This window comes from Bradyrhizobium sp. ISRA442 (assembly GCF_038085055.1).
In the GTDB taxonomy this organism is placed as follows: domain Bacteria; phylum Pseudomonadota; class Alphaproteobacteria; order Rhizobiales; family Xanthobacteraceae; genus Bradyrhizobium.
Window position 1 is genome coordinate 198,062 of sequence record NZ_JALGCN010000009.1, and the last position, 21,093, is coordinate 219,154.

General features: G+C 64.2%; 21 protein-coding genes. 2 read left to right on the plus strand and 19 right to left on the minus strand.

The annotated features are described in order from the left end of the window. Window positions 1-2: 2 nt before the first annotated feature. The 14 genes from MTR72_RS20580 to MTR72_RS20645 all read right to left on the minus strand — a co-directional run bounded on the left by MTR72_RS20580 (window position 3) and on the right by MTR72_RS20645 (window position 14,233). The gene (locus MTR72_RS20580) at window positions 3-1,652 is read right to left on the minus strand and encodes an FGGY-family carbohydrate kinase (RefSeq protein ID WP_341510881.1); all 1,650 of its coding nucleotides are present in this window, start codon (window positions 1,650-1,652) and stop codon (window positions 3-5) included. A gap of 38 nt (window positions 1,653-1,690) precedes the next feature. After that, window positions 1,691-2,464, minus strand: coding sequence for an SDR family NAD(P)-dependent oxidoreductase (locus tag MTR72_RS20585; protein WP_280964832.1), 774 nt, complete (start codon window positions 2,462-2,464; stop codon window positions 1,691-1,693). Between the two features lie 34 nt (window positions 2,465-2,498). Then, entirely contained in the window at window positions 2,499-3,506 is a 1,008-nt protein-coding gene (locus MTR72_RS20590; RefSeq protein WP_280964833.1) for an ABC transporter ATP-binding protein, read from the minus strand. A 15-nt stretch (window positions 3,507-3,521) separates the two neighbouring features. After that, the gene (locus tag MTR72_RS20595) at window positions 3,522-4,352 is read right to left on the minus strand and encodes a carbohydrate ABC transporter permease (RefSeq protein WP_280964834.1); all 831 of its coding nucleotides are present in this window, start codon (window positions 4,350-4,352) and stop codon (window positions 3,522-3,524) included. Window positions 4,353-4,355: 3 nt separating this feature from the next. Next, the gene (locus MTR72_RS20600) at window positions 4,356-5,228 is read right to left on the minus strand and encodes a carbohydrate ABC transporter permease (RefSeq protein ID WP_280964835.1); all 873 of its coding nucleotides are present in this window, start codon (window positions 5,226-5,228) and stop codon (window positions 4,356-4,358) included. Window positions 5,229-5,324: 96 nt separating this feature from the next. Next, window positions 5,325-6,638: an ABC transporter substrate-binding protein gene (locus tag MTR72_RS20605; RefSeq protein ID WP_280964836.1), complete on the minus strand. Its 1,314-nt coding sequence runs from the start codon at window positions 6,636-6,638 to the stop codon at window positions 5,325-5,327. A gap of 309 nt (window positions 6,639-6,947) precedes the next feature. Continuing rightward, complete coding sequence (locus MTR72_RS20610) at window positions 6,948-7,898, minus strand: sugar-binding transcriptional regulator (protein ID WP_280964837.1); 951 nt, start codon at window positions 7,896-7,898, stop codon at window positions 6,948-6,950. A 7-nt stretch (window positions 7,899-7,905) separates the two neighbouring features. Then, entirely contained in the window at window positions 7,906-8,571 is a 666-nt protein-coding gene (locus MTR72_RS20615) for an HAD family hydrolase (RefSeq protein WP_280964838.1), read from the minus strand. A gap of 75 nt (window positions 8,572-8,646) precedes the next feature. After that, window positions 8,647-10,557, minus strand: a complete 1,911-nt coding sequence (locus tag MTR72_RS20620; RefSeq protein WP_280964839.1) for a nitric oxide reductase activation protein NorD — start codon at window positions 10,555-10,557, stop codon at window positions 8,647-8,649. 10 nt (window positions 10,558-10,567) lie between these two features. Continuing rightward, the gene (locus tag MTR72_RS20625) at window positions 10,568-11,380 is read right to left on the minus strand and encodes a CbbQ/NirQ/NorQ/GpvN family protein (protein ID WP_280964840.1); all 813 of its coding nucleotides are present in this window, start codon (window positions 11,378-11,380) and stop codon (window positions 10,568-10,570) included. A 62-nt stretch (window positions 11,381-11,442) separates the two neighbouring features. Further along, entirely contained in the window at window positions 11,443-12,789 is a 1,347-nt protein-coding gene (locus tag MTR72_RS20630; RefSeq protein ID WP_341510882.1) for a cbb3-type cytochrome c oxidase subunit I, read from the minus strand. A gap of 37 nt (window positions 12,790-12,826) precedes the next feature. Then, entirely contained in the window at window positions 12,827-13,279 is a 453-nt protein-coding gene (locus MTR72_RS20635; protein WP_280964842.1) for a c-type cytochrome, read from the minus strand. Between the two features lie 115 nt (window positions 13,280-13,394). Further along, the gene (locus MTR72_RS20640) at window positions 13,395-13,658 is read right to left on the minus strand and encodes a cytochrome C oxidase subunit IV family protein (RefSeq protein WP_280964843.1); all 264 of its coding nucleotides are present in this window, start codon (window positions 13,656-13,658) and stop codon (window positions 13,395-13,397) included. Then, the gene (locus tag MTR72_RS20645) at window positions 13,658-14,233 is read right to left on the minus strand and encodes a cytochrome c oxidase subunit 3 family protein (protein WP_280964844.1); all 576 of its coding nucleotides are present in this window, start codon (window positions 14,231-14,233) and stop codon (window positions 13,658-13,660) included. The genes MTR72_RS20640 and MTR72_RS20645 overlap by 1 nt, the downstream gene beginning before the upstream one ends. Before the next feature lie 177 nt (window positions 14,234-14,410). Between MTR72_RS20645 and MTR72_RS20650 the strand changes: the two genes are divergently transcribed. Both MTR72_RS20650 and MTR72_RS20655 read left to right on the plus strand, forming a co-directional pair. Continuing rightward, on the plus strand, window positions 14,411-14,566 hold the full coding sequence (locus MTR72_RS20650; protein WP_280964845.1) for a hypothetical protein: 156 nt from the start codon (window positions 14,411-14,413) through the stop codon (window positions 14,564-14,566). 108 nt (window positions 14,567-14,674) lie between these two features. Beyond that, the gene (locus MTR72_RS20655; protein ID WP_280964846.1) at window positions 14,675-15,100 is read left to right on the plus strand and encodes a cupin domain-containing protein; all 426 of its coding nucleotides are present in this window, start codon (window positions 14,675-14,677) and stop codon (window positions 15,098-15,100) included. A 63-nt stretch (window positions 15,101-15,163) separates the two neighbouring features. Here the strand turns inward: MTR72_RS20655 and mmsB are convergent, their stop codons facing one another. The 5 genes from mmsB to MTR72_RS20680 all read right to left on the minus strand — a co-directional run bounded on the left by mmsB (window position 15,164) and on the right by MTR72_RS20680 (window position 21,091). Next, window positions 15,164-16,354, minus strand: a complete 1,191-nt coding sequence (gene mmsB / locus MTR72_RS20660) for a multiple monosaccharide ABC transporter permease (RefSeq protein ID WP_280964847.1) — start codon at window positions 16,352-16,354, stop codon at window positions 15,164-15,166. Further along, a complete protein-coding gene (mmsA, locus tag MTR72_RS20665) occupies window positions 16,351-17,928 on the minus strand; it encodes a multiple monosaccharide ABC transporter ATP-binding protein (protein WP_280964848.1) in 1,578 nt (525 codons plus the stop codon). The genes mmsB and mmsA overlap by 4 nt, the downstream gene beginning before the upstream one ends. A gap of 64 nt (window positions 17,929-17,992) precedes the next feature. Continuing rightward, a complete protein-coding gene (gene chvE, locus MTR72_RS20670; RefSeq protein ID WP_280964849.1) occupies window positions 17,993-19,066 on the minus strand; it encodes a multiple monosaccharide ABC transporter substrate-binding protein in 1,074 nt (357 codons plus the stop codon). 70 nt (window positions 19,067-19,136) lie between these two features. Continuing rightward, window positions 19,137-20,015 (minus strand): SMP-30/gluconolactonase/LRE family protein, encoded by an 879-nt coding sequence (locus MTR72_RS20675; protein WP_280964850.1) that lies wholly within the window; start codon window positions 20,013-20,015, stop codon window positions 19,137-19,139. Next, window positions 20,015-21,091: an aldose epimerase family protein gene (locus MTR72_RS20680; protein ID WP_280964851.1), complete on the minus strand. Its 1,077-nt coding sequence runs from the start codon at window positions 21,089-21,091 to the stop codon at window positions 20,015-20,017. The genes MTR72_RS20675 and MTR72_RS20680 overlap by 1 nt, the downstream gene beginning before the upstream one ends. Between the last annotated feature and the right edge of the window lie 2 nt (window positions 21,092-21,093).

Sequence of the window (21,093 nt, forward strand, 5' to 3'; positions counted from 1 at the left end):
ATTCAACCTCCGGACAGGGCAACGCCGCGCATCGCCACGCGGCTGCTGCGGTCGACCTCGCGCAGCAGCTTGTAGACGTCCCGCTTGCGGCTGTGAAACGCGGCCATATCAGGCGTGGTCGGCTCGCTCAGGCGCCCCAACGCCGACATCTTTGCCATGGTCTCGCCGATCGAGGCGTAGGCGCCGCCGGCCACCGCCCCGAGCATCGCGGCGCCCAGCAGCACCGGCTCCTTTGTCTGCGGCAGCGCCACCGTCAGGCCCGTCGTATCGGCCATGATCTGCCGCACCAAGGGGCTCCGGCTCGCGCCGCCACCCATGATCATGATGCTGGAGTGAACGCCATGTGCGGCAAAGGCCTCGATCACTTCAGCGAGCCCATAGGCAAGCCCGCACAGGCCGGCGACGAACAGTCGTTCCATCGACCCGATATCGGTATCCAGATCGAGGCCCGCGATCACCGCGCGCGTATCGGGGTCGGCGTAAGGCGAGCGGTTACCGATGAACTCGGGGAGGACATGGACGTCGCGGGCGAACAGCGCGGCGCGGCTGGCATCGCCGGCGCGCGCGATGATGCGGCGCTCGAGAAAGTCGATGACATCGAGGCCGCCCTTGCGGGCCGCCGCGCTTGCCTCGGCATAGCCCGGATGCGACTTGAGAAGATGGTCGATCGCAGCGCCCGCGGCCGACTGCCCGCCCTCGTTGAGCCAGAAGTCCGGCACCATGCCGGAATAATAAGGGCCCCATACGCCCGGCACGAAACATGGGTCCTTCGTCGTTGCCATGATGCAGGCCGACGTTCCCATGATGTAGGCCAGGCGATCGCAGACATCCGTCGTTCCGCCCGACCCGTCGCGGCCGCCGATCGCGCCGATGCCGCCGGCATGCGCGTCGATCAGCGATGCGCCGACCGGCGTGCCCGGTGACAGGCCGAGGTCGGCGGCAGCCACGCAGGTGAGGCCGGCGCCGAGCCTTGTGCCAGGCGCGACAATCTCGGTGCCGATGCGGGCGTATTTCTCCGCGACGAAGTCCGTGAGGCCGATGCGCTGGAAGAACGGCGCGCTCCATCCGCCATCATGCGCGAGATAGTTCCACTTGCAGGTGACCGTGCAGGTCGAGCGTTGCAGCGAGCCGGTCGCTCGCCAGGTCAAATAGTCCGCCAGATCGAAGAAGTGGCCGGCTGCATCGAAACTCGCGCGCAGGTGCCGCTTCAGCCACAACAGCTTCGGCATCTCCATCTCGGGCGAGATCGAGCCGCCGACATAGCGCAGCACCGCGTCCTCGGTTTCGTTGATCAGCCGCGCCTCGGTCGTGGCGCGATGGTCCATCCAGACGATGACGTTGCGTTGCGGCTCACCGGAGGCGCTGACGGTGAGCGACTGGCCTTCGGAATCGAGGACCACCAGCGAACAGGTGGCGTCGAAGCCGATGCCGCCGACGCTGTCGGGCGCAATGCCGGCCTCCGCAATCGCCGCCCGCACGGATTTCGCGCACGCATCCCATATATCGGACGAGGACTGCTCGACGATGTCGCCGGCCTCGTGCCATATCCGGATCGGGTGCCGGGCGGTCGCAAGGAGGTTACCGGCCGCATCAAAAACCCCTGCCCGCGTGCTCGTGGTTCCCACGTCGACGCCGATATACGCTTGCGGCATTGTCGCTCCCGGTCGCTCTCGTCAGTTTTGACGCAAGCCTACCAGCAAGTGTAGCCGCCATCCACCAGCACGATGCTGCCGGTCATCAGGCTCGCGGCCTCGGAAGAGAGGAACAGCACGACGGAGGCGATCTCCTCCACCTGCCCCATCCGCGCCATCGGGGTTCCGCCGATCCAGGCGTCATACATCTTCGGATTGCTCTTTACGAAGGCATTGAGCGGCGTCTCGATATATGTCGGCGCGACCGCATTGACGCGAATGCCGCGCGCACCCCATTCGGCAGCCAGCGACTTGGTCAGATGATGCACCGCGGCCTTGGAGGCATTGTAGAAGCACTGCTCCTGCGGCTTATTGACGATGAAGCCGGACATCGAGCCGACATTGACGATGGCGCCGCTGTTCGCCTTCAGCATGTGCTTGCCGAACTCTCGGCAGCACCAGAAGGTGCCATTGAGATTGACGTCGATGACGTTCAGCCAGTGCTCATCCGTCACAGTCTCGGCCGGGGTCTCGCTGCGTGCAATGCCGGCATTGTTGACGAGGATGTCGACCTTGCCGTGGCGCGCCACGAGATCGCCCGCAACCTCCGCCACGCGTTTGGTGTCGGTCACGTCCATGATCACGGTTTCGGTGTCGTAACCCTTTGACTTCAGGCCGGCTCGGGCGCTGTCGGCGACCTTGCTGTCCCGATCGCCAATGATGACCCTGGCGCCGGCTTCCGCGAGCGCCTCGGCGCAGGCGAGCCCGATACCCTGCCCGCCGCCGGTGATGAACGCCGTCTTGCCGTTCAGCTTGAATTTTTCCAGGTACATGTTGGTTTTCCCGTTTCTTGTCTGCCCCAGTTGATCAGGACCGGATCGCGTTGCCGCCGTCGTCGAAGCGGTGAATGCGTGCAGGATCCGGCACGAGTGACACGCGATCCCCTGTGCTCAGGCTCAGCTCGCCGATGTAGCGCGCGGTCAGCATGCCGAGCGGACCGGCGTCGACATAGAGGAAGGTGTCGCTGCCGAGGTGCTCGGCGACCGAGATGGTGCCGGGCCAGCCGCCGGCGCCATCACGCTCGATCTTCAGATGCTCCGGCCGCACGCCGATGGTGGCGGCCCCGCGTTGTTGAGCGGATTCGCCGGTCACGAAATTCATCTTCGGCGAGCCGATGAAGCCGGCGACGAACAGGTTCGCAGGCTTCTCATAGAGCTCGAGGGGCGAACCATATTGCTCGATCTTGCCGCCGTTGAGCACCACGATCTTGTCGGCCATGGTCATGGCCTCGACCTGGTCATGGGTGACGTAGATCGCGGTGGTGCCGAGCTGCTTCTGGAGCCGCGTGACCTCGATCCGCATCTGCACACGCAGCGCCGCATCCAGGTTCGACAGCGGCTCGTCGAACAGGAACGCCTTGGGCTCGCGCACGATGGCGCGGCCGATCGCGACGCGCTGACGCTGGCCGCCGGACAGCTCGCGCGGCTTGCGGTCGAGATAGGGCGTAAGGTTCAGCGTCGCGGCGGCCGCCTCGACCTTGCGGTTGATCTCGTCCTTGGCGAGGCCCGCCATCTTCAACCCGAAGCCGATATTGCCGCGCACGCTCATATGCGGATAGAGCGCGTACGACTGGAACACCATGGACAGCCCGCGCTTTGCGGGCGGAACGGCGACGACGTTCTTACCGTCTATCAGAATTCGTCCATCGGTTACGTCCTCGAGCCCTGCGATCAACCGCAACAGCGTGGTCTTGCCGCAGCCCGACGGCCCGACGAACACCACGAAGGAGCCATCCGCGATATCAAGATTGGCGCCCTTGATGATATGGACCGGCCCGAACGCCTTTTGTACATCTTGAAGAGTGATCTGACCCATGATCCGGCAGCCCTTCTACTTCACAGCGCCAAAGGTGAGCCCGCGCACGAGCTGCTTCTGGCTGAACCAACCGAGGACGAGAATGGGTGCGATCGCCAGCGTCGACGCCGCCGACAGTTTTGCCCAGAACAGCCCTTCCGGGCTCGAATACGAGGCGATGAACACGGTAAGCGGCGCAGCGCTCGAGGTCGACAAATTGAGCGTCCAAAACGCCTCGTTCCAGGCGAGGATCAGATTGAGCAGCAATGTCGAGGCAAGGCCCGGGATCGCCATCGGCGTCAGCACATAGACGAGCTCGCGGCCGACGGTGGCGCCGTCCATGCGCGCGGCTTCCAGGATGTCGCGCGGGATTTCCTTGAAATAGGTGAAGAGCATCCAGATCACGATCGGCAGATTGCCGAGGCAGAGGATGAAGACGAGGCCGATGCGGGAATCGAGCAGGCCGAAGCTCTTGTAGATCAGGTAGATCGGCACCAGCACGCCGACCGGCGGCATCATCTTGGTCGAGAGCATCCAGAGCAGGATGTCCTTGGTGCGCTTGGTCGGCGAGAACGCCATCGACCAGGCCGCCGGAATTGCGATCAGCAGCGCGATCAGCGTCGAACCGCCGGCGATGATGATCGAGTTCAGCGCATGGTGCAGATAGTCGCTGCGCTCCTGTACGGTCGCATAGTTTTCCGTGGTCCAGTGAAAGAACAGGAAGGACGGCGGAACAGCAAAGGCCTCGAGCTCGGTCTTGAAGCTCGCCAGCACCATCCACAGGATCGGAAAGAAGATCAGGAAGCCGCACAGCCAAGCTGCCACCGTGGATACCGCCACCCGCCGACTCGTCGCCATCCGTGCCATGGCTCAGGCCTCCAGGTTCCGGCCGACGATGCGGACGAGGAAGAAGGCGACGATGTTGGCGATCACCACCGCGACGAGGCCGCCCGCGGACGCACTGCCGACGTCGAACTGGATCAGCGCCTGCGAATAGATCAGGAAAGCGATGTTGGTGGTCTGAAGGCCCGGCCCGCCGCCGGTGGTGACGAAGATCTCGGCGAACACCGTGAGCAGGAAGATGGTCTCGATCAGGATCACCACCGTGATCGGACGCGCGAGGTGCGGCAGCGTGATGTAGATGAAGGTCGAGACCGCGCTGGCGCCGTCCATCTCGGCGGCCTCCTTCTGCTCCTCGTCGAGCGATTGCAGCGCAGTGAGCAAGATCAGCGTCGCGAACGGCAGCCATTGCCAGGCGACGATCAGGATCACCGAGAACAGCGGCACGTCGTTGAACCAGTCGATCGGCGTCAGTCCGAACAGCGACGCGAGCCAGGCGAACAGCCCGGATACCGGATGCATCAACAGGTTCTTCCAGACCAGTGCGCTCACCGTCGGCATCACGAAGAACGGCGCGATCACCATCAGCCGCACGATGTTGCGGCCAATCACGGGCTGATCGAGCAGCAGCGCCAGGGGAATACCGAGCAGGATGGTCAGCGCAAGTACCGAGCCGACCAGCACCAGCGTGTTCTGGAGCGAAGCGAGGAAGGCGGGATCAGTGAGGAAGTAGCGGAAATTTTCCAGCCCGACGAACGCTTCCGAGCCGGGATCGAGCAGGCTGTAATGCAGCGTCGAGAAATAGATCGTCAGCGCGAGCGGGACGATCATCCAGATGAACAAGAGCCCGACCGCAGGCGTCAGGAGCGAACGCGCAAGAAACTGCGTCTGCCGGGTTGCCATCTCTGGCTTCTCCTTTGCCGGGAAGAAGGCGACCATCCGTCGGTTGTGGCGGATGGCCGCCAGTTTGAGCTCAGGAGGGAGAGCTCGGGTTTCGCCTCACTTGATGTAGCCGGCGCGCTTCATCTCGCGCTCGGTCGAGGATTGCGCGGCGGAGAGCGCCGCATCGACAGTGGTCGATCCGGCAAGGGCCGCGGAGAATTGCTGACCCACCTGCGTGCCGATGCCCTGGAATTCGGGGATGGCGGCGTACTGCACGCCGACATAGGGCACGGGCTTCACGGTCGGCTTGTTCGGATCGGCGGCGTCGATGGAGGCCAGCGTCAGCTTGGCGAACGGCGCGACCTTCAGGTAGTCAGGGTTCTGGTAGAGCGAGGTCCGCGTGCCCGGCGGCACGTTGGCCCAGCCTTCCTTCGAGGCCACGAGCTTGGTGTAGTCCTTGCTGGTGGCCCAGGCGATGAATTTCTCGGCCGCTTCCGTCTTCTTCGAGCCGGCAGGAATCGCGAGATTCCAGGCCCACAGCCAGTTGGCATTCTTGCCGAGCCCGCTGTTCGGCGCGAGTGCGAAGCCGACCTTGTCGGCGACCTTGGAGTCCTTCGGATTGGTGACGAAGGAGGCCGCGACCGTGGCATCGATCCACATCGCGCACTTGCCGGCATTGAACAGCGCCAGGTTCTCGTTGAAGCCGTTCGAACTCGCGCCGGGAGGCCCGGCCTGCTTCATCAGGTCGACATAGGTCGCCAGCGTCTTCTTCCATTCCGGCGTGTTGAACTGCGGCTCCCACTTCTCGTCGAACCAGCGCGCGCCATAGGAATTGGCCATGGCGGAGAGGAAAGCCATGTTCTCGCCCCAGCCGGCCTTGCCGCGCAGGCAGATGCCGTAGACGCCGGCGCTCTTGTCGGTGAGCTTCTTGGCCGCGTCGATCACGAAATCCCAGGTCGGCTTCTCCGGCATGGTGAGGCCAGCCTTCTGGAACAGGTCGGTACGGTACATCACCATGGAACTCTCGCCGTAGAACGGCGCGGCGTAGAGCTTGCCGTCGACGGAGACCGCGTCCCGGATCTTCGGCAGAAGATCGGCGACGTCGTAATCGGCGCCGAGATTGGCGAGCGGCACCAGCCAGCCCTTCTTGGCCCAGATCGGCACCTCATAGGTGCCGATGGTCAGCACGTCGAACTGGCCACCCTTGGTGGCGATGTCGGTGGTGACGCGCTGGCGCAGCACGTTCTCTTCCAGAGTCACCCATTTGACGGTGACGTCGGGATTTTTCGCGGTGAACTCACTGGTCAGTCCCTGCATGCGGATCATGTCGCCGTTGTTGACGGTGGCGATCGTCAGGGTGGTTTCGGCCATCGCCGGGACGGCCAGCAACAGGCAAGACGCGCCACAAACGGCGCCCAGGACGTTTTTCATGATGACCTCCCTACTCGCGTTTTGAGCATATGCCCACGCGTTGAGCGTATGTTCAACCCAAGGCGAAGCGTTGTCAAGCAGGCGCACGGGTCATCCAGCGACTTCTGAGTGCTGCGGTGCGGGAGGGAGACGCCGCACCATCGCCCGTCATGCCCCGCGAAGGCGGGGCATCCAGTACTCCGTGCGGTCAGTTGGTTTGCCCCAAGCGGGGCCGCGGCGTACTGGATCATCCGCTTTCGCGGATGATGACAGCATTACGGATGGCAAGACCGCCTACCAAACTTGGAAGATGTTGAGAAAGCGAGCCGCCTACCGCTCGAGGATCGCCCGGGCGGTGACTTCGTCGGTGATCAGCCCGTTGATCAGGCGGCCGTTGAGCGCAGCCGCGATTGCTGGAACTTTTGCCGCACCGACTGCGGCGCCGATCGTCGTGGTTTTGGCCGGCACGTCGGGGGGAATGCTGGTAAGGCGCTTGTTGGTCCCGGCCTTGAGCAGACGGCCCTTGGAATCATAGGCCCAGCCGGTGATCTCGCCGATCGCGCCGAGACGCATCATCTCGAACAATTCGTCGCGGGTGACGAAGCCGTCGATGTGGACCTGCGCCTTCTGATCCATCTGACCGATGCCGACGAGGCGAAGATCGGCCTTGGCCGCCACCGCCTTCACCCTCGCGATCGGCTCGATGCGGACCATCTTGTTTCGCTCGTCCTCCGACGACATCAGGAACGGCAGCGGCATCGGATAGTGCCGTGCGCCGGTGCGGTCGGCGAGGCGGCCGACGGTATCGTAGAAGCTCGCCGACCCATCGGCGGAGATGTTGCCGACCAGGGAGACGATCTGGTGATTGGGCCGATCGATCGGCGTGACGCGCTCGACGGCGGCGCGCACCGCCCGCCCCGTACCCAGCGCGACGATCACGGGCGTCTCGGAGCGCAGCGTTGAGTCGAGCAGATTGGCGCAGCGTTCGGCAATTCCCGCGGTTGCCTGCGGCGCCGCAGGATCCGCCGGCACCACCTCGCAATGGGCGAGATCAAACCGCTCCTTCAGGCGCGCCGCCAATTCCATGCAAGCGGCAATGGGATGTTCGAGCCGGAACGTAATCAGCCGCTCGGCAAGGCATAGCGAGACCAGACGCTGCGCCGACGCACGCGAGACCTGGAGCATTTTTGCGATCTCGTCCTGCGTATGGCCGGCAATGAAATAGAGCCAGCCGGCGCGCGCGGCATCGTCGAGCCTGGATTTTTCATTCTCGGCGGCCATGGCAGCGTCAAGCGTCCTTCCAGAAATCGATCATGCGCGAGAAGACCCGATCAGCCCCGGCGCTGCCCAATATAGCGCGGCCGTCGCGGCCGCGATAATGGCTGCCGCCGACAAATCCCCAGACGGTCATGCCGGCGGCCTTCGCCGCCTGCACGCCGCTGACGCTGTCCTCGATCACCAGCGTGCGCGCCGGATCGGCGTCCATCCTCGCCGCCGCATGGAGGAAGAGATCCGGCGCCGGCTTGCCGTGCTTCACCATCTGTGCCGTGTAGAGCCGGTCGCCGAAATGCGGTCTGAGGCCGGTGACATCAAGCGAGAGCGAGACACGGTCGAGGTCGCTGGACGAAGCCACGCAGAACGGCGCGCCCAGTTCGGACACCACGGCGCTCACCCCGGGAACCGGTGCGAGCGAGGCGGCAAATGTCTTCAGGACGTGCGACTTCAGCCGCGGCAGAAATCCCTCCGGCACGACCTGCCCGACTTCGCGATAGTGCTGTTCGATCGCCTTCGTGCTGCGTCCGAGGAACAGTTCGAGTGCTCGTTCTGCGCTGAGCGCGATCCCGAATTCCGCCAACACCTCGGACAGACAGCGGCAGCTCAGCAGCTCGCTGTCGACGAGCACGCCGTCGCAGTCGAAGATGATCAGATCAGGCTTCGGGCGGCCATTTTCCATCCGGCCATTCGATCATATACCCAATCGATGGGCAATAGCTCACCTGGAACACGTCGTCGCGGGCTTTCCAGCGCCTTAATGCGCCAACTGGCGGTAGATCGCCGGCAGCGCGGCGGGCAAGCGCCGGATATTGCCGACGATCGCGTAACCGCCGCGCCCGAACAGCGTCGGAAAGTAACACTGCGCGGTCGCATCGACCGTGACGCCGAACACGGCGATGCCGAGCCGCCGCGCCTCCCGCACGGATTTGCGGGTGTCTTCGATCGCAAAACGTCCCTCGTAGTGATCGACATCGTTCGGTTTGCCATCGGTCAGAACGAGCAGCAGCTTCTTGCGCTGTGGCTGGCGGGCAAGCTCGGCCGTCACGTGGCGCACAGCCGCACCGATCCTCGTGTAATAGCCCGGCCTGAGCGCGCCGATCCGGCGCTCCACTGTCCCGCTCATGGGTTCGCCGAAGGCCTTGATGGTCTCTAACCGCACCCAGGACCGCCTGCGTGATGTAAAGGTCAGGATGCTGTGGTGATCGCCACAAGCCGAAAGCCCATGGGCGAGCACCAGAAGCGCCTCCTTCTCGACGTCCAGCACGCGGTGACCATCGATCCACGCATCGGTCGATAGCGAGACGTCGACCAGCAGGGTGACGGCGAGATCGTGGCCCTGCGGCCGCATGGCCACATGGACGCGATCGAGCCCGCCGCTGCCGGCACGCAGATCGCAGCGTGCACGCACCAGCGCGTCGAGATCGAGGTCGTATCCGTCCGCCTGCGCCCGCATCAATTCGTGACGCGGTCGCAAGACCTCGAACCTGCGTCGCACCTGGCGGATCTGATGGCGCATGCTCTCATCCGGCACCCAGCACTCGCCGCTCTCGGCCGCATCGGCGGCGAGCACGCGGCAATGATCCGGCAGGTACGCTCCGCTGCGATAATCCCATTCCGGATAGGTGAGGCTGGCGTCGAGCCGCAAAGCATCAATGGCCTCCGGCGGCAGGTCGAGATCGAATTTAAGCCGGGTTGCGGGCTTGCCGCTCCGCCGCCCGAGTGTGATCTCGTCGAGATCGTCGGCCGCCTTCTGCGCGTCCTCGTCTTCGCTGTCGTCGGCGGGACGATCGACATGGACCATCTCGGCCATCGCGAGGATTTTTTCGAAGCGGTTCAGCACGAAGGGATCACGGCGGGCACCGTCCTCGCGCTCGCGGATGGCGAAGCGCTTGCGATCGTCCGGTGGCGTGGACGCCGCAGTCCCGGTGGCCTCGTCGTCATGCGTTCCCGCCGGCGCGAGGTCGCGCGTCCAGCAATCGCCCCAGAGCGGGCAAGGCAGAATGGCGTGATATCCTGGCGGCGCCTGGTCCGGGAGCGGCCCCGTGCCCATCATGGCCGGCCATAGCTTGCCCGCCGGCCGCGCTTCGGCGCCAAGCAGGGCGAGCACGATCTGCTCCATCTCCTGCTCGATGCGCGGCAATGGCCGGCGCGGCCGGGCCATGGCTGTTGCCGCGGTCAGCTGCGCGTAATCTTCGGTCAGGCCGGGACATTCCGCCAGCACGAGGACCGCGATTTCGCTCGCACGCCGCAACATCAGGAGATCGCGCCGCAGCGGATCGACCTCTTCGATCGCTTCGGCGGGAGCGAATGCGAACCACGCGGCGAGCCACCGATACAACGCCGCGTTCAGCGCACGATCGGCAAAGATCGCGATCCGGTCGGGAAGGAACACGGTCGCGGCGTCACGTCCGGGCTGATCGAGGCGCTCATCGCCGAGGCCGATGCGTTGCCGCCATCCGAGCCTGTGTCCCGCACGGCGGGCGCCGGCGCTGGCGATCTGGACGCCGGCCTCGCCGCCGAGCGCGCGGAACATCACCGCAATCCGCGGGCGCACCTCGCTAAGCGAGAGCGCATGCTCGGCATGAACCGGATAGCTCGCGGTGCCGCCGACCAGGCGATGCCAGGCGCGACCGACCGTCTCTTCCAGCTCGAGGAAATCGAGCATTGCACCGCCCTCAGGAGATCACGGCGCGCGTGACGTCGAGCAGGGCCGCCTTGACATCGGCATCATCGGTCAAGGGCTCGATCATGCCCGCCAGCACGGCCTCGGCGGTCGGGACGCCGGCTGCGATCAGGGTCGCGCAATAGACGACGAGCCGCGTCGAGACACCCTCCTCCAGGTCGTGTCCTTTCAGCGCCCGCAGCCGGCCGGCGAGCTGAACCAGCGGCCGCACGCGCTCCGGCGTGAGACCGCTTTCGGCCGCCACCACCGCGACCTCCTGCTCCGGCGGCAGGAAGCCGAACTCGATGGCGATGAAGCGCTGCCGCGTCGATGGTTTCAGCGCCTTCAGGAGCGTCTGGTAACCGGGATTGTAGGAGACCACCAGCATGAAGCTCGCAGGCGCCGCGAGCTCCTCGCCGGTGCGCTCGAGCGGCAGGATGCGGCGATCGTCTGTGAGCGGATGCAGGACGACGGTCACGTCCTTGCGCGCCTCCACTACCTCGTCGAGATAGCAGATGCCGCCTTCTCTCACCGAACGCGTCAGCGGACCATCAGTCCAAACGGTGTCGCCGCCCCTCAAGAGATAGCGGCCGGTGAGATCGGCCGCGGTGAGATCGTCGTGGCAGGCGACGGTATGGAGCGGCAAGCGAAGGCGCCCCGCCATATGGGCGACGAAGCGCGTCTTGCCGCAGCCGGTCGGCCCCTTGAGCAGAACCGGCAGGCGATGACGCCAGGCATGTTCGAACAGCGCGCATTCGTGGCCGCTCGCGACATAGGCCGGAAGCTCGGACGCGGGCGTCGTCACGGCGTGAAGTGCAGGTTTCATGATCTCTCTCCGGAATTCCTGACGGGCGGCCGCGCTTTTTCTTGCGCAGCCGCCCCTCGCGCCTATTCGGCAGGTTGTAGCGCGGCGGGGATGGCCGCCTGCTTCTCGCGGCCGGGCACGAGCACCGCCCAGACGAACATCAGCGCGGAGATGCCGACGAATACGCCGGAGCCGAGGCGAACCCAGTAGAACATCGCGAGCTGATCCTGCACGTCCATGTAGCTCTGACCTAGCACGCGCTGGAGATGGACCTGGATCACGCCGGCGAAGGTCAAGGCGAACGTCATGGTCATCATGGCCGTGCACATGATCCAGAAGCTCGTCATGCTGAGCCACTGGTTGTACGGCGCACGCCGCTTGAGCTGCGGAACTGCATAGGCCATCACCGCGAGATTCAGCATCACATAGGCGCCGAAGAAGGCGAGATGGCCGTGGGCGGCCGTCACCTGCGTGCCGTGGGTGTAGTAGTTCACCGAGGACAGCGTGTGCAGGAAGCCCCAGACGCCGGCCCCTAAGAACGCCATCACCGAACAGCCGACCGACCACAGCAGAGCAGCGCGGTTGGGATGCTTGCGCCCGGCTTTCCAGGTCATCTGCACGGTGAAGATCACCATGGTGAAGAAGGGCGCGACCTCGAGCGTGGAGAACAGCGAGCCGATCCACTGCCAGTAGCCGGGGGCGCCGATCCAGTAGAAGTGATGGCCGGTGCCGAGAATGCCCGAGAACAGCGCGAGCCCGATGATGACATAGAGCCACTTCTCGACCACCTCGCGATCGATGCCATTGAGCTTGATCATCAGGAAGGCGAGCACGGACGCCATGATCAGCTCCCAGACGCCCTCGACCCAGAGGTGGACGATGTACCACCAGTACATCTTGTCGACAGCGAGATTGGCCGGATTGTAGAAGGCGAACAGGAAGAAGATCGCGACGCCCCAAAGCCCGAACAGCAGGATGTTGGTGACCGTGGTCTTGCGTCCTTTGAGCGCCGTCATCGTCACGTTGAACAAAAACATCAGGCAGACGACGACGATGCCGACCTTGATGATGAAGGGCTGCTCGAGGAATTCACGGCCCTCGTGGTAGTGAAAGAGATAGCCGACCACGGCGACACCGGCCGCACCGAAGAACATCCAGAACTGAATCTTCGCGAGCAGCGGGCTGAACAGCTCGGTCTCGGTCTCCTCCGGCAGCAAGAAGTAGGTGGCACCCATGAAGCCGATCAGGGACCACACGATCAGCGCATTGGTGTGGATCATCCTGACGATGTTGAACGGCAGGATGGATGATAGGGTATTGGGCAGGACGTAGATGGTCCCGGCGAGGACGCCGAACGCGACCTGGGCGAGGAACAGCGTCAGCGCGCCGTAGAAATACAGCATCGCGACTTTTTGGGTCTGATATTTCATCGAAGTGCTCTCTGTCTTGAGGTCGGGACGCGGATGCTCAGCCGGCCTTGTTCGGCGGCCAATCCTGGCGCTTGATCGTGCTCGTCCACTGCAGGAAGTCGGCGAGATCGTTGAGTTCCTGATCTGTGAGATTGAACTGCGGCATCTGCCGCCGGCCCGGCGCGCCGGACGGCTGCGCCTGCATCCAGGCCTTCAGCGTCTCGCGCGCACCGTCAGGATCCTCCTTGCCGCCCCAGCGGTCCCAGACATTGCCGACTTCGGGCGCGAAATAGGCGCCCTCGCCGAGCAGAGTGTGGCAGTTGATGCAGGAGTTTCTCTCCCAGACGTGCTTGCCGCGGGCGACCGACGCGGTCAGCGTCGTCGCATCGGTCGAGCTCGTGACCATGTAGTAGTGGCTGTGCGCCGTCAGCCCTATGAAGATGGCGAAGAAGAAGGCCGATCCGCCGTAAAAGACGTTTCGTGCCGCCGACTTGGTCAGGCGTTCAGCCATTGCCAATCCTTTCCGGTTGAGTCGTATCGAGAGAAGCGATGATGGCTTTTATTGCCGGTCGGCACCGTCCGGTCTTTGTCTGGGCGCAATGAGCGCGACGATGGCCGCCCAGCCGTCAGATCAAGACGACGGCGGCAGACGCAAGCCAGGCAAACAGAGTGAGGACGACGATCCACCCACCCACAAGGCTGCGCCACAGCGCGGGCGCTGCGCGAAGATCGAGATAGTCGAGCACGATCCGGCGGCCCTTCACGGCGGCGAGGACAAGCAGCAGAGCGTTGGCGAGCAGCGGCCGCGGCAGGAACGATGGCACCAGGATGGTTGCAAGCGCGAGCCCGATCAGCACCATCCAGGTCGTGTCGAGACGATCGGGCGCCATCATCGCACCAAATAGAGAACCGGGAACATGACGATCCAGACCAGGTCGACCATGTGCCAAAACGCGGTTCCCGTCTCGACGCCGGTCGGCTCCGCGCGGCGGCAGACCACGGCAAGGATGACGATGCCGAGGCAGACGTGCAGGAGGTGAAAGCCGGTCAGGAGAAAGTACAGCGTGAAGAACGTGCTGGTTTCCAGGCTAATGTCGCGGCCGATCTCACCGCCATATTCGACGAGCTTGATCGCCACGAACAGGCCGCCGAGCACCATGGCACCGACGAGCCAGCGGCGCGATCTCGGCCTTTCCCCGGCGCGCGCGGATTTCGTGCCGTGGGCGGCCGCCCAGCCGCTTGTCACCAGGACGACCGTGTTGAGCCCGGCAAGACGCGAATCAAGAGCCGCCTGCCCGGCTGCGAACATTGCCGGGTGAAGCACCCGGGCGGTCACGAAGGCGCCAATGAACAGACCGAACGCGGCCAGTTCGCTGAAGATCAGCACCCAGATCATGGGATCGCCGGGAAGATCTTCCAAAATGCCCCACCCGCTCCCCTCTTGTTCGCACTCGGTTGCCGACATCTGCTCTCCGGATCAGGACACCGGCCAGCCTTAGCCCACACCTCGCGGCTCAAATTTGTCGCGCGACAAACAAGGCGACCGAGAGAAAGTTGTTTGCCCCCGCGCAACGTCGAGCCCGCCGCCCCGCCGTACGAACGGTCTCAGTCAGGGAGTTCCATGGAGCGGCGAACGGCCATCATGAGCGATGCACAAATCGGGCTGGTGACTGTCGCCCCCATCATCATCCTGTTCGCGGTGGCGCTCAGAAGGATGGGCGTGCTGTCGGCCGTGGCGAGCGCATCCGCGGTCGGCCTCTCCGTCGCCATCGCGGTGGTGCTCTTCACGACCCAGTAGTCGCAGGGTACGCAGAGCATCCGCGTGCCCAATCCTACGACAGAGCCCCTTGGCTTATCGCCATAACGCGATAGTGTTGGCTATCGCACACGATCCGATGAGATCGCCATGCCTGAGATCATCAATCTTGGCGCGCTGCAGCTCACGTTTCTGCAGAGCAAGGAAGATACCGCCGGCAGCCTCGATCTGTTCGAGATGACGCTCCAGCCGAACGCGCGCATGCCGATCCCTCACTATCACGATCGCTGGGACGAGACGATCTATGGACTGAGCGGCATCTCGACCTGGCGGATCGACGGAGAGGATGTCGACGTGGCCCCGGGCGAGACCGCGTTCATCCGGCGCGGCGCGGTACACAGCTTCACCAACCGCTCGCCCCGGCCAGCGACCTGCCTGTGCATCCTCAGCCCAGGCGTGCTGGGCCCGCAGTACTTCAAGGAAATGGCCGCCCTGCTCTCGAGCGGCACGCCTGACCCGGCCAAGTTGAAGGAAACGATGCTGCGCTACGGATTGGTTCCGGTGCTGCAGTCCTGAGCGACTGCTGAAGACGACGGGCACGGCGCTTTCGCGCCTTTGCCCGCCGATCTCGTCGCCAGCCTACCGGCGCTGGTTGTACACGTCGATGCAGACAGCACCGAGCAGCACCAGGCCCTTGATGACCTGCTGGTAATCGATGCCGATGCCGAGGATCGACATACCGTTGTTCATCACGCCCATGATCATGGCGCCGACCACGGCACCGCCGACGCGCCCCACTCCGCCATAGGCCGAGGCGCCGCCGATGAAGCAGGCGGCGATGACGTCGAGCTCGAAGCCGAGGCCTGCCTTCGGGGTCGCGGTGTTGAGGCGTGCCGCGAAGACGAGGCCGGCCAGCGCAGCAAGCACGCCCATGTTGACGAAGGTGAAGAAGGTGAGCCGCTCGGTCTTGATACCCGAGAGCTTTGCTGCCTTGGCATTGCCGCCGACGGCGTAGATCTGACGTCCGATCACGGTGCGGCGGGTGACGAAGCCGTAGAGCGCGATCAGCGCACTCATGATCACCAGCACGTTCGGCAGGCCCCGATAGGTCGCGATCAGATAGGTGAAATAGAGCACAGCGCAGGCAAGCACGACGCTCTTGCCGAGGAAGAACGCGTAAGGCTCGACCTCGATTCCGTGCGACTGCTCGCGCGAGCGGCTCTTGGCGCTGGCATAGACCAGCGCCAGCGCCAGCACGGCGCCGATCAGCATCGAGGTCGGATGCAGCGTGCCGGCCTCGGGCAGAAGCTCCGGAATGAAGCCCGAGGACAGTTTCTGGAAGGTCGGCGGGAACGGCCCGAGCGATTGACCCTGCAAGACCGCGAGCGCAAGCCCTTTGAATACGAGCATGCCGGCCAGCGTGACGATGAAGGACGGGATGCCGAAATAGGCCACCCAATAGCCCTGAGCCGCGCCGATGGCGGCACCGACCAAGAGGCAGGCGATGAAGGCGATGGTGTAGTCGACCTTGTACGTCACCATCAGCACCGCAGCCACGGCGCCGATGAAGCCCGCGACCGAGCCGACCGAGAGATCGATATGGCCGGTCACGATCACCAGCAGCATGCCCAGCGCCATGATGACGATGTAGCTGTTCTGCAGCACGAGATTGGTGAGGTTGAGCGGCTGGAGCAGCGTGCCGCCGGTGACCACCTGGAAGAACAACATGATCGCAACGAGCGATATCAGCATGCCGTAGTTGCGTAAGTTGTTCTTGATGAAGCTACCGTGCCGGCGCTCCTCGGGCAGCGAAACCGTCTTGTCGGTCATGGCTGCGATCCTCCCATCTCCGCGGCCTCAGGCACGCCGCTCCCAAAGTCTCTGTCGTTGCGCATGATGGCGCGCATGATCTTCTCCTGCGTCGCCTCGGTTGCGGGAAACTCGCCGACGAAAGCACCGTCGTTCATGACGCAGATGCGATCGCAGATACCGAGCAGCTCGGGCATTTCCGAGGAGATCACCACGACACCGCGGCCGGCCTCCGCGAGCTCGTTGATGATACAGTAAATCTCGTATTTGGCACCGACGTCGATGCCGCGTGTCGGCTCATCCAGGACCAGCACCTTAGGATCGGTCATCAGCCATTTCGACAGCACGACCTTCTGCTGGTTGCCGCCAGAGAGCTGGCCGGTCTCCTGATAGACGTCGGAGCAGCGTATGCGCATCCGGTTGCGGTAGTCGCTCGCGACCTTCAGCTCGGCGATGTCGTCGATCATCCGGCCGGGCGCGACCTGATCGAGGCTTGCGAGCGTGATGTTCTTGCGCACGTCGTCGGCGAGGATCAGCCCGAGCTGCTTGCGGTCCTCGGTGACATAGGCAAGGCCCGCGTCGATCGCGGCCGCCACGCTCGGCAGCACCATCTCCCTGCCTTCGAGCCGGAGACCGCCGCTGACATTGGTGCCCCAGGAACGCCCGAACAGGCTCATGGCGAACTCGGTGCGGCCCGCGCCCATCAGTCCCGCGATGCCCACGACCTCGCCGCGCTTGACGCTGAAACCGACGTTCTTGATAACCTGCCGTTCGGGATGGATCGGATGGTAGACCGACCAATTCGAGACCTCGAGCACGGGCTCGCCGATCGTCGCGCTGCGCTCCGGAAAGCGATGGGCGAGATCGCGGTTGACCATGCTGCGGATGATGCGGTCTTCCTCGACCGGTCCGGCACGGCAGTCGATGCTGTCGACGGTGCGGCCATCGCGCAGCACCGTGATGTGGTCGGCGACGCGGGCGACCTCGTTCAGCTTGTGCGAGATCAGGATCGAGCCGATGCCCTGCTCCCGGAATTTCATCAGGCGATCGAGCAGCGCCGCGCTGTCGGCCTCGTTGAGGCTCGCGGTCGGCTCGTCCAGGATCAGCATCCGCACCCGCTTGGACAGTGCTTTCGCAATCTCGACGAGCTGCTGCTTGCCGACACCGAGATCGGTGATCAGCGTGTCCGGCGACTCCCTTAGGCCGACCTGGGCCAGAAGCTCCCGCGTGCGACGGTACACCTCGTCACGGTCGATGACGCCGAGCTTCGATGGCGGGTGCGACAGGAAGATGTTCTCCGCGATCGACATCAGCGGGATCAGCGCCAGCTCCTGGTGGATGATGATGATGCCGAGCGCCTCCGAATCGTTGATGTCGCGGAAGCGGCGCTCCTCGCCGTCGAAGACGATGGTGCCTTCGTAGCTGCCATGCGCATAGACTCCGCTCAGCACTTTCATCAGCGTGGACTTGCCGGCGCCGTTCTCGCCGACGAGCGCGTGGATCTGCCCTGCCTCGACCGAGAAATTGACGTCGCGCAGCGCCTGCACACCGGCGAAGCTCTTGCTGACGTTGCGCATCTCCAGCATCGGGGTCATCGTCGTTGTCCCATCCTAAGGAAGTATGGTCCGGCAGGCGCCGCCCGCCTGCCGGACCCGTCGCTCACTGGAATTGCGACTTCTTGTAGTAGCCGCTGTCAACCAAAACCTTCTCCCAATTGTTCTTGTAGACCACGACCGGCTTGAGCAGATAGGACGGCACCGTCTTGACGCCGTTCTCGTAGGTCTTGGTGTCGTTGACGGTGACCTGCTTGCCGGCGAGGGCCGCGTCGACCATGTCGGCGGTGACCTTGGCGAGATCGCGGGTATCCTTGAAGATGGTCGAATACTGATCGCCGCGCAGCATCGCCTTGATCGAGGGCACTTCCGCATCCTGGCCGCTGATAACAGGCATCGGCTGGTCGGCGCTGCCATAGCCGACGCCCTTCAGCGACGAGATGATGCCGATCGAGAGGCCATCATAGGGCGACAGCACGGCGTTGACCTTCTTGTTGCCGTAGTAGGCGCTGAGCAGGTTGTCCATGCGGGCCTGCGCGGTGGCGCCATCCCAGCGCAGCGTTGCGACCTTGTCCATGCCCATCTGGCCGGAGACGACGACGAGCTTGCCGCTGTCAATGTAGGGTTTCAGCACTGACATTGCGCCATTGTAGAAGAAGTAGGCGTTGTTGTCGTCCGGCGAGCCGCCGAACAACTCGATGTTGAAGGGGCCTTTGCCTTCCTTCAGACCAAGACCCTGCTCGATCGACTGCGCCTGGAGCACGCCGACCTGGAAGTTGTCGAACGTCGCGTAGTAGTCGACGTTGGGCGTGCCGCGGATCAGGCGATCATAGGCGATGACGGTGATGCCCTTGGCCTTGGCCTGCTTCAGCACGTCGGAAAGCGTGGTGCCGTCAATCGCTGCAATGACCAGCGCCTTGGCGCCCTTGGTCACCATGTTCTCGACCTGCGAGAGCTGGTTCGGAATGTCATCCTCCGCATATTGCAGGTCGGTGTTGTACCCGCGCTCCTTCAGCACCTTGACCATGTTGTTGCCGTCGTCGATCCAGCGCGCGGAGGATTTCGTCGGCATGGCGATGCCGACGGTCGGCTTGTCTTGGGCGAATACAGGGCCGTCCGCAGCCATGGCGGCGGCTCCCGCCAGGGCGAGCGCAAGGAACGTCGTCTTCAATTTCAGCATGTTTCACTCCCTTTGGGTGTCGTTGCGTAGTCGTTGACGTCAGAAGTCGGTGTGATTGCTTCGTTGTCTCCTATGCAAGCTTGACGTCGGGCTCCGCACGACCGCGTGCGGATGCCTCGAGCAGAAAGGTGCAGCCTGCGTTCGGATCGGCGGCGCGCGCCGCCGCGTCCATATCCTGCCAGGCGGAAGTGACCAGCAAGCGCGACAGATCGGGACCAACGAAAGCGGGGCAACTCGCCTGCCGTGCCGGCACCTTCAATGAGCGAATGCGCTCGCCCTGCGGGCTGTAGATGTCGATGCGGCCAGCACCCCAGCAGGCATTCCAGATCAGGCCTTCGGCGTCGCACACCGAGCCGTCGAGGCCGCCGATGCCGGTGTGACGCAACAGCACCTGGGGCTCGGCGCGCGGCAAACCGGTGGATGGATTGAGCGGAACGGCATAGAGCACCGCGCGCGCGGTGTCGGCAAAGTAGCCGGTGGCACCATCCGGCGAGAAGCAGATCGAGTTGGGAATGCTGATGCCGGGGAACAGCGTCGAGATCTTGCCGCCATGGAGCGCGTAGATCGCACCGGCCCCTCGCTCGGCCTTGCGGCCCATGGTGCCGATCCAGAATGTGCCGGACTGGTGAACACGGGCGTCGTTGGAACGCGTGGCGGGGTTGTCGGCTTCGAGCGGACAAAACAGCGTCATCGCGCCGTCGGCGATCTGCCGGACGTAGAGCCCGTCCTCCGCGACGATCAATTGGTGTTCGGCATCGATGCGCCCGAGCGCACTCGCCATCCGGCCGAGCGCGTGGACACGGATGTTGCCGTTGCTCAAGTGCGCCTCAAACAGCCGCCCCTCGCGAATGTCGAACCACCAGGCGGTATCGGTGGTTACGTCATAGGTAGGTCCCTCGCCGAGGTGACAAGGCTCCGGGGAGAGAACGGACGTCGGCACTTGTTCCATTATGACGACCTCACCGCAAACCGATAGACCGTGTGATGCCGATAGACCTCGCCCGGCGCGAGGCGCGGGCTCGGGAAATCCGGCCGGTTCGGCGCGTCCGGCCAGATCTGCGGCTCCAGACACATGGCGTCCGACTGCCGGTACAGCTTGCCGCCTTTCCCTGCGATCGTGCCGTCGAGATAGTTGCCGGAATAGACCTGAAGTCCGGGCTGATCAGTGAACAGCTCCATGACACGTCCCGAGCGAGGAGCCTCCAGCCGCGCAGCAAGGTGAAGCTTTCCATCACGCGCCAGGCAGTAGGTGTGATCGTAGCCCTTGCCGTTGCGCAATTGCTGATCGTTCTCGCGGATGCGTTCGCCCACCTGCTTTGCCGTGCGGAAGTCGAACGGCGTGCCGGCGACCGCGCGCGGCGGCTCGGGCAGCGGAATCGCGTTCGGATCGATCGCAAGAAAATGCTCCGCCGCGACCGTGAGCCGGTGGTCGAGGATCGGCATAGCGGACGTCGCCCCTTCCAGATTGAAGAAGCTGTGATTGGTCAGGTTGACGATGGTCGGCCGGTCCGTCCGCGCCTCCATGCTCAGTGACAGCTCGGTCGGGCCGGTGACGCGATAGGTCAGGCGCACATCGAGCCGGCCGGGATAATTCTCCTCGCCGTCCGCGCTGACATAGGTGAGCGTGACCGCGGGCTCGGCGCCCTCGTCGATCTCGGCAATTTCCCAGAGCTTGCGATCAAATCCATCCAGCCCGCCATGCAGCGCATTCGGGCCGTTGTTGACGGCGAGCTGCACCGTCTCGCCGTCGAGCGAAAACTGTCCCTTGGCGATGCGGTTGGCGTAGCGGCCGACGGTCGCGCCGAAAAACTTCCGCGCGGCGAGATAGCCGGCGAACGCGTCGTGACCGAGCACGACGTCGTCATAGCCGCCCTTGGCATCCGCCGCGATCAGCGCCTGCAACACCGCGCCGTGGGTGATGATGCGCGCCTCGAAGCCACCCTCCCCGCGCAGCACGATACGCTCCACCGTGCGACCGTCCGGCAGCGTCCCGAAAGCGTCTCTTATGATTTTTGAGCCAGCCATGT